Annotated in this window: 17 protein-coding genes; 7 read left to right on the top strand and 10 right to left on the bottom strand. The window is 34.1% G+C overall.

Features of this window, described 5'->3' with window-relative positions:
* Positions 1 to 178: 178 nt before the first annotated feature.
* The 4 genes from GQ40_RS08995 to GQ40_RS08980 are packed head-to-tail and all read left to right on the top strand — an operon-like array spanning position 179 to position 2,343.
* On the top strand, positions 179 to 688 hold the full coding sequence (locus GQ40_RS08995) for an RNA polymerase sigma factor (RefSeq protein ID WP_047547681.1): 510 nt from the start codon (positions 179 to 181) through the stop codon (positions 686 to 688).
* A complete protein-coding gene (locus tag GQ40_RS17145) occupies positions 675 to 1,214 on the top strand; it encodes a hypothetical protein (RefSeq protein WP_052184209.1) in 540 nt (179 codons plus the stop codon). The genes GQ40_RS08995 and GQ40_RS17145 overlap by 14 nt, the downstream gene beginning before the upstream one ends.
* 11 nt (positions 1,215 to 1,225) lie before the next feature.
* The gene (locus tag GQ40_RS08985) at positions 1,226 to 1,795 is read left to right on the top strand and encodes a DUF4252 domain-containing protein (RefSeq protein ID WP_047547679.1); all 570 of its coding nucleotides are present in this window, start codon (positions 1,226 to 1,228) and stop codon (positions 1,793 to 1,795) included.
* A 2-nt stretch (positions 1,796 to 1,797) separates the two neighbouring features.
* Positions 1,798 to 2,343: a DUF4252 domain-containing protein gene (locus GQ40_RS08980; protein WP_047547677.1), complete on the top strand. Its 546-nt coding sequence runs from the start codon at positions 1,798 to 1,800 to the stop codon at positions 2,341 to 2,343.
* A 145-nt stretch (positions 2,344 to 2,488) separates the two neighbouring features.
* Here GQ40_RS08980 and GQ40_RS08975 read toward each other — a convergent pair whose 3' ends face one another.
* The 3 genes from GQ40_RS08975 to GQ40_RS08965 are packed head-to-tail and all read right to left on the bottom strand — an operon-like array spanning position 2,489 to position 4,654.
* Complete coding sequence (locus GQ40_RS08975; protein WP_047547675.1) at positions 2,489 to 2,668, bottom strand: hypothetical protein; 180 nt, start codon at positions 2,666 to 2,668, stop codon at positions 2,489 to 2,491.
* 10 nt (positions 2,669 to 2,678) lie between these two features.
* Positions 2,679 to 4,022 (bottom strand): adenylosuccinate lyase, encoded by a 1,344-nt coding sequence (gene purB / locus GQ40_RS08970; protein ID WP_047547672.1) that lies wholly within the window; start codon positions 4,020 to 4,022, stop codon positions 2,679 to 2,681.
* Between the two features lie 38 nt (positions 4,023 to 4,060).
* The gene (locus GQ40_RS08965) at positions 4,061 to 4,654 is read right to left on the bottom strand and encodes a hypothetical protein (protein ID WP_047547671.1); all 594 of its coding nucleotides are present in this window, start codon (positions 4,652 to 4,654) and stop codon (positions 4,061 to 4,063) included.
* 47 nt (positions 4,655 to 4,701) lie between these two features.
* Here GQ40_RS08965 and GQ40_RS08960 point away from each other — a divergent pair, with 47 nt between their 5' ends.
* Complete coding sequence (locus tag GQ40_RS08960) at positions 4,702 to 5,175, top strand: heme-binding domain-containing protein (RefSeq protein ID WP_047547669.1); 474 nt, start codon at positions 4,702 to 4,704, stop codon at positions 5,173 to 5,175.
* Between the two features lie 7 nt (positions 5,176 to 5,182).
* Positions 5,183 to 6,412, top strand: a complete 1,230-nt coding sequence (locus GQ40_RS08955) for a glycosyltransferase (RefSeq protein WP_047547667.1) — start codon at positions 5,183 to 5,185, stop codon at positions 6,410 to 6,412.
* 82 nt (positions 6,413 to 6,494) lie between these two features.
* On the opposite strand, the gene GQ40_RS08950 is transcribed toward GQ40_RS08955, so the two are convergent.
* From GQ40_RS08950 to gcvT, 6 genes are all read right to left on the bottom strand, one after another.
* Positions 6,495 to 7,244 (bottom strand): YebC/PmpR family DNA-binding transcriptional regulator, encoded by a 750-nt coding sequence (locus GQ40_RS08950; protein WP_047547665.1) that lies wholly within the window; start codon positions 7,242 to 7,244, stop codon positions 6,495 to 6,497.
* A gap of 115 nt (positions 7,245 to 7,359) precedes the next feature.
* A complete protein-coding gene (locus tag GQ40_RS08945) occupies positions 7,360 to 8,394 on the bottom strand; it encodes a hypothetical protein (protein WP_047547663.1) in 1,035 nt (344 codons plus the stop codon).
* A gap of 2 nt (positions 8,395 to 8,396) precedes the next feature.
* Positions 8,397 to 10,457 (bottom strand): carboxy terminal-processing peptidase, encoded by a 2,061-nt coding sequence (locus tag GQ40_RS08940; RefSeq protein ID WP_047547661.1) that lies wholly within the window; start codon positions 10,455 to 10,457, stop codon positions 8,397 to 8,399.
* 45 nt (positions 10,458 to 10,502) lie between these two features.
* Positions 10,503 to 10,793: a 4a-hydroxytetrahydrobiopterin dehydratase gene (locus tag GQ40_RS08935; protein ID WP_047547659.1), complete on the bottom strand. Its 291-nt coding sequence runs from the start codon at positions 10,791 to 10,793 to the stop codon at positions 10,503 to 10,505.
* Positions 10,794 to 10,908: 115 nt separating this feature from the next.
* Positions 10,909 to 11,742, bottom strand: coding sequence for a sugar nucleotide-binding protein (locus GQ40_RS08930; RefSeq protein WP_047547657.1), 834 nt, complete (start codon positions 11,740 to 11,742; stop codon positions 10,909 to 10,911).
* A 23-nt stretch (positions 11,743 to 11,765) separates the two neighbouring features.
* Positions 11,766 to 12,836 carry a glycine cleavage system aminomethyltransferase GcvT gene (gene gcvT / locus GQ40_RS08925; RefSeq protein WP_047547655.1) on the bottom strand — a complete coding sequence of 357 codons (1,071 nt, stop codon included), beginning with the start codon at positions 12,834 to 12,836 and terminating at the stop codon, positions 11,766 to 11,768.
* A 170-nt stretch (positions 12,837 to 13,006) separates the two neighbouring features.
* Between gcvT and GQ40_RS08920 the strand changes: the two genes are divergently transcribed.
* Complete coding sequence (locus GQ40_RS08920) at positions 13,007 to 14,485, top strand: aminopeptidase P N-terminal domain-containing protein (protein WP_047547654.1); 1,479 nt, start codon at positions 13,007 to 13,009, stop codon at positions 14,483 to 14,485.
* 162 nt (positions 14,486 to 14,647) lie between these two features.
* On the opposite strand, the gene GQ40_RS08915 is transcribed toward GQ40_RS08920, so the two are convergent.
* Positions 14,648 to 15,796, bottom strand: a complete 1,149-nt coding sequence (locus GQ40_RS08915) for a T9SS type A sorting domain-containing protein (protein WP_047547652.1) — start codon at positions 15,794 to 15,796, stop codon at positions 14,648 to 14,650.
* Positions 15,797 to 15,862: the final 66 nt, after the last annotated feature.

Raw genomic sequence — 15,862 nt, 5'->3', positions numbered from 1 at the left:
ATTTTAGATTAATTTTCTTTTTCAATAGTCTTAGTGACCAATAGTGCTTTAGTCTACTAAACTCTAAATTTACTTACATTATTGTAAATTAAAAAATTATCCTGTAACAAAACTGAGACACAGTCGTCGTAATAGTAAGAAGCAGAATAATCACCTGTTTTTAACCAATCAACCAACAATGACACAAACTGATTTTACAAAATTGGTAATGCCTTTTAAGGATAAGGTCTTTCGTTTAGCTAAAAGACTGCTGGTTTCTCGAGAAGAAGCAGAAGACGCAACGCAAGAGATTTTATTGAAATTATGGAAGAATAAACAGAAAATTGCCGACTACAATAACGTTGAAGCATTTTCGATGACCATGACAAAGAATTTTTGTTTAGATCGATTGAAATCAAAACAGGCACAGAATTTGAAAATAGTTCATAGTAATTACGAAGAGAAAAACACCTCTTTGGAGAAGCAAGTAGAAGCTAGGGACAGTGTGGATTGGGTGTCAAAAATAATTGAGGAGTTGCCAGAGCAACAAAAAATAATATTACAGCTTAGAGATATAGAAGAGTATGATTTTGAGGAGATTGCAAAAGTAGTAGATATGAATCCTACAGCAATTAGAGTCGCGTTATCAAGAGCTAGAAAAACAATAAGAGAAAAATTAACTAATACACATCGCTATGGTATTAAATAGTATAGAAAAATTACTGGAAAAGTATGACAATGGTGAGACTACCATAAAGGAAGAGCAACAGCTCAAAGCTTATTTTGCTCAAGATGAGGTGCCACCACATTTGGAGTCGTACAAAACCATGTTTCAATACTTTAACGCTACAAAACAAGAGGATTTATATACAAAGGACGTCCCATTAAAAACTAAAAAGAGTTATATCTATCAATGGATTTCTGTCGCTGCGTTATTAGTGCTTTCGTTAGGGATTTTTACCACCCAATTTGGTAATAAGAAAATGACATATAGCCAATTAAGTGCACAAGAACAAAAAGATTACGATCAAGCAGTAGAAGTCTTTAGCCTTGTGGGTTCAAAATTTGAACAAGCAGAGAGCAATGTTGCAGCATTTGGTTTGATGTCCAACAAACTATCTGAAGGTGCAGAACAATTTGAACCGGTTTCAGAGTTTTCCGAAGCAACAGATAAAATTTTTAAATCAAAAAAGAAAAAACAAAACAAAACAAAACACAAAACAAATAAAAACTAAAACTAGAAATTATGAAGAAGTTAATATTAATAATCGCAATAGCACTCACAAGTGCAGTCTCCTTTGGACAAAGTATGTTTGATAAATATGAGGACATGAAAGATGTGAGCTCTGGTGTTATCAATCAAAAAATGTTTAGTATGATTGCCAGTATGGACATTGATTTAGACGATCCAGACGCGCAGAAGTTTATGGAAATGGTCAAGAAAATCCAGAGTGTGAAAATTTTGAGTACAGGTAATTCATCAATTTCTGCTAACATGAAAGCAGATGCAGAAGGTCATGTGAGTAAAGCAAACCTAAGTGAATTGATGCGTTTTAAAGATGGTGACCAAACCGTAAAATTCTATGTCAAAGAAGGTAGAGATGAAAACCATGTAAAAGAGTTATTTATGCTTATCAATGGTTTAGGTGAACTTACAAAAGAGAAGAGTATCACAATTAATGGAGAAAAACGTGAGTTTGAAACCGTGGTAGTGTCTATTACAGGTGATATAGATTTAAGAGAAATCTCTAAAATTACAAGTACTATGAATGTACCAGGAGGTAAGAACTTAGAAAAAGTAGGTAAAAAGAACTAATCATGAACACATCAATCAAAACTATAATCATGATGTTTGTTTTGGTTGTAACCCTACAAAGTTGCAACCAAGATTTAACATTGCAAACCTACTACGTAGACAATGAGCTAGCTCCAGGATTTACGTCTTTGGATGTGCCTATTAGCATGTTGAAAATCGATGAAGAGTCACTCACAAAAGAACAATTGGAAGCCTATGAATCTATAGAGAAACTAAGTGTTATCGCATTTGTTCTTGATGAAAATAATAAGGAACAAATGGAGATCGAATATGGGAAAGTAAAGACCATCTTAAAAGATCCAAAGTATGAGGAATTGATGCGTGGCGGAAACTCCACAGATGGAAAATTCGTAATTAAGTGCATAGGAGAAGGCGATAATGTAGACGAGTTTATACTCTTCGGAAATTCTAACGATACAGGTTTTGCTGTTATAAGGGTTTTGGGTGATGATATGAACTTTACTAAAATCGCACAGCTTGCAAAAGTATTACAGGATTCAGATATTGACAATTCCCAATTGGGTAAATTTTCAGAATTCTTTAAATAAGCTTTAAGCTTATCACAGTAATTTAAACCAATATCATATATTGATTTAAATGTTAATTGCCACTTCAGGTCTGACCACTTGAGGTGGTTTTTTTTGTTCAGAATAAAACGTTTGACAGTTAGTTGATTTTAGAATATGGATCTATCTAATCGGTTTCAGGATCTTTAAGCACGATACTTATTAAATAAAAGGCCAGTACAGCAAATGACGAAAAAAGAATGATTTTCACAATAACGTAATCTAGAATATCTAAGATCCCAAATACTAAAAAAGCAACAACAATAAGTCCAGATGACAATAAAGTTAATGTATTTCTAGAGGGCATTTTCATAAGGTTATATTCCTGTATAGTTACTTGGGTTGATGGATTTTAATTCCGTTTTAATGTCTTCGGAAACCTCTAAGGTATCAATAAATTCTGAAATAGACTTTTCGTTAATAACGCTATTGGTTCTCGTCAAACCTTTCAATGCTTCATAAGGATTAGGGTATGCTTCACGACGTAAAATCGTTTGGATTGCCTCTGCAACAACAGCCCAGTTATTTTCTAAATCTTGGGCAAATTTTGGCTCGTTAAGCAATAGTTTGTTTAGTCCTTTTAAAGTTGATTTAAAACCAATGATGGTATGTCCAAAAGGCACACCAACATTTCTAAGTACCGTACTATCTGTTAAATCGCGCTGTAATCTCGAAATAGGCAGTTTTGCAGATAAGTGTTCAAAAATAGCATTTGCGAGACCTAGATTACCTTCAGAGTTTTCAAAATCTATAGGGTTTACTTTATGTGGCATTGCACTACTCCCAACTTCCCCTTTTTTGATTTTTTGTTTGAAATAGTCCATAGAGACATAAGTCCAAATATCACGATCTAGGTCGATAAGAATCGTGTTGATGCGTTTCAAGGCATCAAACAAAGCTGCCATGTGATCGTAATGCTCAATTTGTGTTGTTGGAAAAGAATGGTATAAGCCTAACTTTTCTTGTACAAATTTTGTCCCGAACGCCTTCCAATCTACATTTGGGTAAGCCACTTTGTGTGCATTGAAATTGCCGGTTGCGCCACCAAACTTTGCTGCACTAGGGACATCATTCAATAAATTGAATTGCTCTTCTAATCGTACTGCAAAAACTTCAATTTCTTTGCCTAGTCGAGTAGGAGAGGCAGGTTGGCCATGTGTTCTTGCCAACATCGGGATGTCAGCCCAGTCTTTAGCCAATTCTTTTAGTCTGTTTAAAACCTCTAAATATTCTGGCACATACACAGCGTTCATCGCCTCTTTAATGCTCAATGGAATGGCTGTATTATTGATATCTTGAGATGTTAATCCAAAATGGATAAACTCTTTAAATTTTTCTAACTTGAGTGCGTCAAATTTTTCCTTTATAAAATACTCAACCGCTTTAACATCATGGTTTGTTGTGGCCTCAATATCTTTTATGGCTTGTGCATCTTCCGAAGAAAAAGTTTTATAAATACTTCTTAAATCTTCAAAAACCGCTGCATCAACATCTGCTAATTGAGGTAAATTTGCTTCGCAAAGCGCAATAAAATATTCGATTTCTACTAAAACACGATATTTTATAAGAGCTTCTTCAGAAAAGTAATCGGCAAGTTGACTCACTTTATTTCTATAGCGACCATCAATTGGTGAGATGGCATTGAGAGATGATATTGACATTGGTTGTTTTTTAAGAAGGATCAAAGATACGATTTGATTTACGAAAACCGATTTTTAAGATTGGGATTTTTTTGTTTTAATTTTTTTAAAATATGTCTTGCTCTGGCCTTAAATGCAGCGCTTTGAGAACTGAAATCGCGTTCTAGAATGATTATCAACTCTGGGTGGATCCAAATAATATCATTTCCGAGGAGATACAGGGATTGCATGGAGTAGGCTTTCGCTGCGACTTTTTCGTCATTGATCAACCAATCAAAACAAGCTTCAACAATTTTTTCTTTATGTTTTTCACTCAGTGCGTTTTTAATTTTGTTATCCTCTTTTGAGTAATAAGCGTTAATCAAGTACTCGCAAACTTTGGCAACAGGTCGTACAGCAGGATCTAAATGTACGCGATGCATATGCTCTGTAAAATGATCTAAATGTGGGATAATAGATTGTAATTTTTCACCACACATAAACTCAAAAACCCAGGCTGCCCTACATGAGATTTTATCATCCACCATGAATAAAATGTCTAATAACTTCGGAATCAGATCAGTATTGTCAATAACCAAATTTGCGTAAAACAAACGTTTTTCACGAGAATGGTTGACGTAATTTAATTCTTTATAAAGTTCTTCGGTAGTCAATTTGATTTTCTTATTTTTAACGCTTCTAAATTACTTAAGTCAAAAATATGAAAATTATTAAAAAAATACTTGTTGTGCTCTTAGTTGTATTTATCATAATGCAATTTTTTGGACCAGATAGAAACGAAGGTAAATTATCTACTGTTGATGCTTTCATTGCAGAGACAAATCCGCCAAGCAAAGTTCAAAATATATTAGAGACCACTTGTTTTGATTGCCATAGTGATTTTACGAGATATCCATGGTACGATAAGATTACACCAGTAAATTATTGGTTGGCAGAGCATATTGAAGACGGAAAAAAACATTTTAACGCGTCTGCTTGGAGTGATTACGATTTGAAAAAGAAAGAACATAAAATCCATGAATTGGTAGAGGAGGTTGAAGAAAAAAAGATGCCTTTAGAATCTTACACCTATACGCATGGTGATGCCAATTTAACAGATGAGCAAATCGCAGCAGTTGTTGCGTGGGGAAAACAAGTGAGAGCCAAATATCAAGAGCAGCTAAAAGCACAATAGCCAAATTTTGAAAAAGAAAGTATTGATCATTGGTTTCGTGTGGCCAGAACCTAGAAGTTCTGCAGCAGGAAGCAGGATGATGCAGCTTATTTCTTTTTTCCAATCTCAAGATTACAAAATCACATTTGCGAGTGCCTGTGCAAAAAGTGATAATGCTTTTGACCTCGAAACTATCAATGTTAAAAGGGAAACCATTGCACTCAACCATTCTAGTTTTGATGATTTTATTATAAACCTGAATCCAAATCTTGTTCTCTTTGATAGGTTCATGACCGAAGAACAGTTTGGTTGGCGCGTAACGGAGCATTGCCCAAACGCAATAAAAATTTTGGATACCGAAGACCTGCATTTCTTAAGGCGCGCTCGACAGCGAGCGTTGAAAGAGAATGCAATCATTAGTGATGACTATCTTTTTAGTGATACTACAAAACGAGAAATTGCAAGCATTTATAGATGTGATTTGAGTTTAATCATTTCTACTGCGGAAATGAGCCTGCTCAAAAAAAGGTTTAAAATCGATGACTCTTTATTACTTTATTTGCCTTTTTTGATTCCGGATCTTTCCGAAGAACACATTAAAATACTTCCAACTTTTGATGAACGACAGCATTTTATCACTATTGGAAACTTTCTCCATGAGCCAAACTATGATGCATTATCCTATCTAAAACACACCCTTTGGAAAGAGATTAAAGCTAAACTGCCTCATGCAGAGTTACATAATTATGGTGCTTACGCTTCGCAAAAAATCAATCAATTGCACAACGAAAGAGAAGGCTTTTTAATTAAAGGTTTTGCTGAAGACGTTGATGAGGTAATGGGTCACGCGAAAGTACTGTTGGCGCCAATGCGTTTTGGAGCAGGATTAAAGGGTAAGCTCTTTGATGCTATGAAAAATGGGACGCCTTTTGTGTCTACATCTATTGGAGTAGAAGGGATTATTGAAAATAAAAATCAAGATTTTGTTTGTAATACTGCAGAAGATTTTGTGACACACGCCATAGCATTATACCAAAACGTACAACTTTGGGACTTACAACAGACTCTCGGATTTAAAATATTGAGAACCCAATTTTCAAAATCTGATTTTGAAGAAAAATTCGAGAAGTGTATTAACGAACTTTCTCAAAATTTAGGTATTTATAGACAGCAAAATTTTATCGGTCAAATGCTTCAGCATCATACCTTGCAAAGTACAAAATATATGAGCAAGTGGATTGAGGAAAAGAATTCTTGAGTAATCTGTGATTGCTGCGAAAATAGTGATCTATGACTTGTTATTAAATAGTGTGTGTTTCTGCCTTCGCTGTAATTAAAATTTACTCCTCTGTAGATTCTTCCATCGTGTGATACACGTTCTGCACATCATCATCTTCTTCTAACTTATCGAGCAGTTTTTCAACGTCTAGCGCTTCTTCCGCAGAAAGCTTTTTTGTAACCTGTGGAATACGTTCAAAACCTGAAGAGATAATTTCTATATCGTTTTCCTCGAGATAGGATTGAATGTTTCCAAAACTTTCAAAAGGTGCATAGATCATGATGCTTGTGACTTCGTTGCCATCTTCATCTTCATCTGTATCTTCAAAGATTTCTTCAACGCCAAAATCTATAAGTTCTAGTTCTAAATCTTCTAGATTTAAATCTTCACCTTGAATTTTGAAATTACAAGTATGGTCAAACATAAAGACGACTGAGCCAGAGGTGCCTAAACTACCATCGGTTTTGTTGAAATAGGAGCGAACGTTTGCCACTGTACGCGTGTTGTTATCGGTTGCAGTTTCAATGAGAACTGCGATACCATGTTGTGCATAGCCTTCAAAAACCACTTCTTTATAATCACCTTGAGATTTATCGGAAGCACGTTTAATGGCACGCTCCACATTATCTTTTGGCATATTTACAGCCTTGGCATTTTGAATGACTGCACGCAAACGGGAATTAGCATCTGGATCTGGACCGCCTTCTTTTACAGCCATTACAATGTCTTTGCCAATACGAGTAAAGGCTTTGCTCATTGCAGACCATCGTTTCATTTTTCTTGCTTTGCGAAATTCAAAAGCTCTTCCCATTACTAAGTTATTTATGTAGTTTTAATGATATCAAAATTATTGAAATTATGATAGATTAACAATTATATAGATTTAAAGTTTACGATGACAATTCAAAAATAAATTTCGAGGAAATTTAATCATTAGGTATATGTTTAGACAAAAAGTTGGAATTAGCTTCATTTAAATTATTGATAATATTTTGACGCTTATTATTTAGATCTGCATTGGTTTTGTTATATAAATCTGCTCCCTTGTTTACCTCATTTACTTTTTTATTGTAATTGTCTATTTGCTCTTTGGTGCGCTTACGCTCATTGGTTTGCTCTAAGGTGGTTTTGATTGTTTCAAAATCTTCATTAACGATTAAAAACTCGGTGATTTTAGGAATGTGGTTTTCACTTTCTTCAATAAAAAATTCAAAAGCCTTTTTAGTCGCATTTATGATGGCGCTATCCTTTTTGTAAGCATCCTTTGTTTTTAAAATTTCAAGACCTTCTTTAGCAGCTGCAGCAAGTGCATTTGCATTTTGTTGAATAGCGCTCACGTCGTTTTTGGCGATGGCATCCATAAGGTAGATTTCATTAATATACACTTTAAAATAAGTTAAGTACATATCATGGTAATGTTCAAAGACCTCATTTGAGATTTTCATCTTTTTTCCTAAATCAGATTCACTTTCTACAATTGTAATATTGTGTTTATTAGCATAATCATAAAAGTCTTTCTCATATTCTTGTTGGGATTCTTCCATTTTTTGATCTGCCATTTCTTGTGCAAGAATATAAGCTTCCATAGCATCATAAGACTGCTCTGCCACTTCTTTCATATCAATTATTTTTGCATAATCGTGGTTAAGCAGATTTTTGTTAAAAGTCATATGCTTTAAAACTTTATTTTTATAATCATCATCTTCAAAGCCATCAGCTCTAGTGATTTTTGCAATGGCCTGATCTATTGTTTTTAAAAGCTTTTTACGTTTTCCATCAATGCTTCTGTCACTTTTACTGTGTGCGACCGCCTTTGTGTACTTCCACATATTTTTTGTGATTTCTTGTTGTTCTTCTCCAACGAAATCTAAATATTCTGAAGCATTTTTAAAATTTTGTGAATACAATGCGCTTGTAGCAATAAGAGCTATTGTAGTGAGTAGTAGACTGAATTTTTTCATTATTATTTTAGCGGAATTAGGTTTAACAAATCTTGAAGTATCGCGTAAGCTTCTTCAATATAAATATCGTTTTTAATATCTTTTAGGGTGTTTTGATTGATTAATTTTTGATCTTCGTCGTAGCTCACAACTTCTTTGGTGTAAGCTGAATTTTTTACCATCAAATTAGAATTATAACTATCAATTGGCTTGTTGATTTTATTCCATTGGCTTCTGTAATTCAACATCTCACTGTGAACATTATTAAGTGTTAACAAATAAGAGGTATCCAACTCAAAATAATTTTTTAGAATTAATTTATTAAGAAGCTTTATAGACTCAAAAGTAGATTCGTTGTTAACTCTGGATTTGCTCAATTTCTTTAGCTTTTCTAAAGGTAACTTCTTAAGTTTTGGATATTTCTTAATCCCAGAAATGGTATCATTTGTTAGCGCAAATTCTGAAAATTGTTCTTGGGTTCGAAAACCTTCGTAAAGATTTGGCAAAACAATATCTGGTATAACACCTTCTGCTTGATGGCTTTTGCCAGTTACCCGATAAAATTTTTCTACCGTAATTTTAGAATATCCTAATGTTTCGTTCTCATCTAGTGGTAAGATTACTTGTGCAGAGGCTTTACCATGGGTTGCTGCCCCAACAACTACCGCTCTATTGTAATCTTGCATGGATGCTGCAAAAAATTCTGAAGCTGAAGCACTGTAATTATTAACTAAGATGATTAAAGGTTTATTGAACAATGAACCTCTATTGAGATCTTTTACGGTAAACGTTTCGCCACTATTATATTTTAAAATTGAAAGCGGACCTCTATTGATAAACATACCTGAAAGATCTGTAGCTTCTTTCATTGAGCCTCCACCATTAAAACGTAAATCCAGTATTAGACCTTCAATATTTTCTTTTTGGAGTTTGTATAATTCCTTTGCGACATCGTTGGCTAAACCCAATCCGTTTGGTGATTCAAAATCTGAATAAAAACTTGGGATGCTTATGTAACCTACTTTTGCTTTGTTCTCAATAATGAATCCAGAGACTGTATTTTCTTCAATTTTGGTTTTTGTTTTAGTGAGTTCAATCGTTTTTAGGCTACCATCTGTTTTTTTAATTTTAAAAGCGATTGTATTGTGTTTTTGATCGCTAGTAAATGCCAATACATCTTGATTGGATACACAATAGGTCTCTAAGGTTTCAGAATTGGCTGTTAGGGATTTTATAACGTCGTTAACTTCAAAATTACCATCGTTATATGCTGCACTTCCTGGAGCTATATGTGCAATTACGATATCGCCATCGTCATTTTTCGCGGTTATGATTCCGAAGGAAAATTGATTGTTTGATAACGCATTTTCAAAGATCTCTTTTTCGGTAGCATTGAAGTAAATGGAATTTGGATCATGATAATGCAATAAGGCGTTTAAAAATGCTTCTTTTACAAATTGATCGAGGCTGCCCAGTTTGTTTTGTAGCTCTTCAAGTTTACAAAGTTCTTTTTGGATTAATTTGGGCTTTAGATTTTTTTCAAGTGTAATAAAATCACTCTCAATATGTCCCAAAACAGAATCATTTTCTACTAAAGTATACAAAATGTCATATCGTAAACGCTTGCTCCAATAATTTTTTACAGCATCATCATCTTTAAAATAACTAAATCTGGATTCTGGTTTAAACCTAAGCGTATCCTTGCCTGTGTAGTTGAAATCTTCAGCTTGTAAATTAGAAATTATCGTTTTAGAAAGTTCAATTCTTTGTGATAGGGCAGTAGCGTATTTCTCTATGAATTCACAATTCTCATTGGTTAGGTAATCATCTAGTTGATAGCGATCGGTTTCAAAGGTATCTATATTACTCTGCGAAAATAAGCGTCTATCTTCATCTAAACTTTCTATGAATAAGTCAAAAACGTGAGTTGATAAACTGTCATTCACTGTTTTTGGTTGGTAATGGTGTAATTTAATGACGTTTTTTAAAGCTTTTACTTGGTCGCAAAACAAATTTTCAGTTTGGCTATAACCACATAAAACAGTAAAAAAAATGGCACAAAAAATAGATGGATATTTAGGCATATATCATTTAAAAAATAAAGGGCTTGTCTAGAAAAGTGATGGGATTTAATCTTGAACTTCTACGATATCTTCTATAGCTTGGGCTAATTTAAAGTCTTTTTCGGTCACACCATTTGCATCATGTGTAGATAAAGAAATCTTGAGTACATTATAAACGTTTGTCCATTCTGGGTGATGATTTTGAGCCTCACACTCAAAGGCAATCCTGCTCATAGCACTAAAACAATCCTTAAAATTGTCAAACTCAAACTCTGCATATAACGTGTTATCAACATGTTCCCAATCTGGAAAGCGTAACAATCTTTTTTCTATATTTTCGTCTTTCATTAAACTCATAACTCGAAATTTTACTTAAATGTAAGGAAATTCTATGGTAAAGTAGTAGTAATTTCATGTTCAAGCTATTAAAAAAGACAAACCGATTAATTTTTACTTTAAAATGCATAAAGTTCTATTTCAATAAGTCATCTAAAACTTCTGTACTTGTAATTTGTAAATGCTTTGGTAGTGAGTTGAATTTTGGTAAAACTGCGAGATAGCGATCCTCATTTGTAGTGTACACGTGTTTGTAAACCACTCCGTTTTTTGGGGAAAATTGTTCCACAATATCTTTGATATATTCATCGTGATGCACTAAATCTGTACTTCCAAGGTGAAAAATCCCGTATTTATTTTGGTTGATAATATAGTGTATTTGTTGCGTGACTTTAGAGTCTGTCGTGACATTCATAATTAAGTTGGGAAAAATTTCGATGGCAGTTTTATCTTCCACATGCTGTTTTAATTCTTTGAGTCTTGGTGATTGTGAACCAAAAATCATAGGTAACCTTAATATGGCTACTTTTTTCTTCGGAAGACGAAGTAACATATTTTCAATCTTAATCTTAAAATGACCATAAATACTTCCGCTCAGCGTTTTGTCCATTTCGTAACTTGGGTATTTGCTGTAAGCATCAAATACGTTGGCAGAAGATAGAAAAATAAGCTTGGACTCGTGTTTTAAAAGATATTCTGCGATGTGTTGGTGAGCAATAGTCTGTGCTCTAAAATCACCACGTAGTGATGAAATAATTATCGATGGTCTGGTGGCTTCAAGAATTTCGTAAACGTCATCTTCTTCAACATTGTATTGAAAAAATTGCTGATTATCCTCAAATATTTTCTTCGGAATGCGATACGTGCCAAACGTATTAAAGTAACCCAAAAGTTCTTTATAAATGGCATTACCTATAAAACCGCTAGCACCTAAAATTAAGATGCGATGTTTGTTTGAAAACTCCTTCATTAACCCTTCTTCAATCTATAAAATTACCCTTTGTAAAACGGTAATTTAACTACGGTTGCAGGTACTGCATTTTTTCTGATCTGGATATGAATTTTACTACCAAATTCTGAAAATACTGGAGAGACATAGCCCAACCCAATTCCTTTTTTAAGTGAAGGAGACATAGTTCCAGAGGTCACTTTGCCAATGGTCTTACCGTTAGAATCTACAATATCGTAACCTTGTCTCGGGATGCCTTTTTCATCCAATTCAAAAGCGATCAATTTTCTATTTAAAACATGCTTCTTTTGTTCTGCTAATCGATCAGAATTTGTGAACTGCTTTGTAAACTTTACAATCCATCCCAAACCAGCTTCAAAAGGAGAGGTAGTGTCGTCTATATCATTTCCGTAGAGAGAATATCCCATTTCCAAACGTAAGGTATCACGAGCTGCCAGTCCAATTGGTTTTGCGCCAGCCTCTGTAACTTTATCCCAAATTTGCTTGACTTCACTGTTTTTGCAGTAGATTTCAAATCCGCCACTTCCAGTATAACCCGTTGCCGAAATAATCACATTCTCAATCCCAGCAAAATCGCCAACCACAAAATTGTAAAATTTAATCTCTGCAAGATCATGGCTCGTCAAAGGTTGCATCGCCTCAATGGCTTTTGGGCCTTGAATAGCAAGTAGAGAGTACTCTTCACTCAAATCCCTCATTTCTGCTCCAACATCATTTTTTGATGAAATCCAGTTCCAATCCTTTTCAATATTACTGGCATTTACAACCAATAAATACGTGTCTTCCTTAATTTTGTAGATGATGAGATCATCAACAATACCGCCATCATCATTAGGCAAACAGCTATATTGCGCTTTGCCAACCGTTAATTTTGACGCATCATTGGTACTTACTTTTTGTACTAGGTCAAACGCGTTTGGGCCACTAATTAAAAACTCACCCATGTGCGAAACATCAAACACGCCAACACCAGTTCGTACAGCCTCATGCTCTACATTGACACCATCATATTGCACTGGCATGTTATAACCTGCAAACGGAACCATTTTGGCACCAAGAGCTTCGTGAGTTGCTGTTAAAGCTGTATTTTTCATCAAAAACGGATTTAAATTTTTTAAAAATAATGACACAAATGTATCGAAAATTATCTGTTATTAAGAACGTGTTTCTGGATAAAATGAGATTAAAAATATGTTAATTTTAAAATCTTTTCTTCGGAAGAAGGAGATAATGATTAATTTCCATTCATTAAACCTTAGAACTTATGAAACGCTTAACTACCTTATGTATTACTTTAATTTTTTTCTTCGGAAGCTTTGCGCAAAACGGAACTCCAGAAGATTTCTTAAGCAAGGAGTTTCATAAAGAAAGACGCGATGCGCTTCGAGCAAAGATGCCTGCAAATAGTGTGGCTGTTTTTTTTGCAAACCCGGTGAGAAATCGTGCCAATGATGTGGATTATGTCTATCACCAAGATCCTAATTTTTACTACTTGACCGGTTATAAAGAACCGCATGCTGTTTTGGTGATTTTTTCCGAAGCACAAAAAAATTCCGAAGGTAAAACCTTTAACGAGAAACTCTACGTTCAAGAACGTGATCCTCAAGCAGAGCAGTGGACGGGTCGCAGACTGGGTACCGAAGGAGCAAAGAACGAACTCGGTTTTGAAAATGCCTATAATGGTAGTGAATTCAAAAATTCTGGTATTGATTTCACCGCATTTGATAAAGTCTTGTACGAAGATTTTAGAGATGATTATCGAGATACAAGAGATCGCGCAGATTTGTATGATTTGGTGCAGTCGTTTAAAACTCAGGTGAAGCTCGTAAATGATTATACGATAGAAAACAAAACCGATGATGTTGAAGTAAATAGTAATGCGAATGTAGAAACAGCAACTGTAAAAACCGATACTAGAAGTCTATCAACGCTTATGGCAGGTTTACGCGAAATTAAAACACCAGACGAGTTGGTTTTGCTAAAAAAAGCGGTTCGAATTTCTGCCATGGGACAACGTGAAATCATGAAAGCTATGCATCCAGGCATGTCTGAAACCGAAATACAAGGCGTTCATGAATACATTTACAAAACATACGGTAGCGAATATGAAGGTTACCCAAGTATTGTTGGTGCTGGTAATAACGGTTGTGTGTTACATTACATCGAGAATTCTAAGATGAAAGTAGAAAATGACCTTGTGCTTATGGATCTTGGCGCAGAGTATCATGGCTACACAGCAGATGTGACACGCACAATACCTGCAAACGGTAAATTTAATAAAGAGCAAAAAATCATCTATGATTTGGTTTATGAAGCTCAGGAAGCTGGTATTAAAGCAACCGTTATTGGTAACACGATGCAGGCTCCAGATACTGCTGCACGACATATTATTCTTGATGGATTGGTAGACCTGGGCATCGCGAAAACCAGAAGGGAAGCGATGCAGTATTTTCCACATGGGACGTCACATCATATTGGTCTGGATGTTCATGATCCAGGACTTTATGGTCAATTACAAGCTAATATGGTCATTACCGTAGAGCCAGGAATTTACATACCAATTGGGAGCGATTGTGACCCGAAATGGCATGGTATTGCTGTACGTATTGAAGATGATATCTTAATTACAGAAAACGGACCAGTAAATCTTTCTTCGGAAGCGCCTCGTACCTCTTCGGAAATTGAAAAGTTAATGAAAGAGAAGAGTGTTTTAAATGGTTTGGAATTGCCTGATTTGGATTAGAAATTCTTATGTAAAGAGAGATTTTTTTCGTTTAGCGGTATGTAAAAGAATAGCTGCGCGTTTGTTCGTAAGTATAATCTGAAGTCAATCAGTTATAACAAACACACAACTATTTTTGTTTTACAACCAAACCGCAATTTTATTACAGGTTTTGGTAATTATTTATTTTATAAACTTAAAGGTTTCTTTATTATCAATATTCAGAATATACATTCCATTCGATAATTGTTTAATTTCAATTGAGTTTTTATTTGAGGTAACACTTTTTGTTAATATTTCTGAACCAGTCAAATTATAAATTTTGATATTATGAATTTGATTATCTAATCCATTAATATATATATTATCTTTATTATTGTAAGTAAATACACTAGAAAGTTGATTGCTAAAATCGTTTAAAGATAACGTCGTATCAATAGCTTGTACGATTTTACCTTGATTTTGTAAGGTTGCATAAATCATATTACCAACTAATACAACATCTCTAAAATTCGCAAAGAATAAATTTCCATCATTAGTATCTTCATAAGTGGTGTTTATTGCGACTGAAGTTGGACCTGCAGAAGGGTTTGTAACATCAATCTTATTTATTAAACTACCGTTAGCCAAGTACAATTCATTACCAGACTTAAAAAGTCCTCTAGAAAATGTAGAACTTGCTAATACATTTACGTCAGGACTACTTTGGGATACATCAATAGTTAAAATTTCATTATCATCTGTTGATGATAAATAAATAATATTATTATCAAAAATGTTGCCTCTTACAACACTAGTGTTGGTTACATTGTTTACTATTAATTGCGCTGTTGGATTTGGAATACTTGCATCAATTTCATCTAAATGGGTTGAAAATGGTTCAAATTCCGGAGGGTTTAACATTGTTTCTGCTGTTATATATAGAGTAGAGCCATTATTTGTTATTGAACTAATATATTCTCCAGTGGTATAAATATCCTGTGCAGGATTTGATAAATTATTTAAGTCAATTGATATAATTTTACCTCCAACAAAAGTATCTGTAGCTTGTATGTAATTTTCAAGAGCTACGTAAATTAGGTTATTGTTAATTGTGAAATTAACCAAAAAAAAGTCATTTTCTACAGTGTAGATGACGGTTGGAGTAGGGTCGTTTAGTGTGGTGTCAATTCTATAAATATTTTCAGAACCGAGAACATACATGTTTGTTCCGTTCATTGTTAAAAAAGTAGCATCTGCAACTCCAGAAACATAATCTGTTGTGCTTGTTTGTGAATAAATAATATTTGAGATAAATACAAATAGCATTAATGTAAGTAATTTTGTTTTCATGATTTAAGTTTAAGTTAATAATTGTTCTAAGTTTTAAAAGATATAGTTAATACCTAATTGATAGTT

Origin of the sequence: Psychroserpens sp. Hel_I_66, from assembly GCF_000799465.1 — a bacterium.
Taxonomy (GTDB): domain Bacteria; phylum Bacteroidota; class Bacteroidia; order Flavobacteriales; family Flavobacteriaceae; genus Psychroserpens.
Note: the sequence above shows the minus strand (reverse complement) of the source record. Positions and strands in the feature narration are given on the sequence as shown.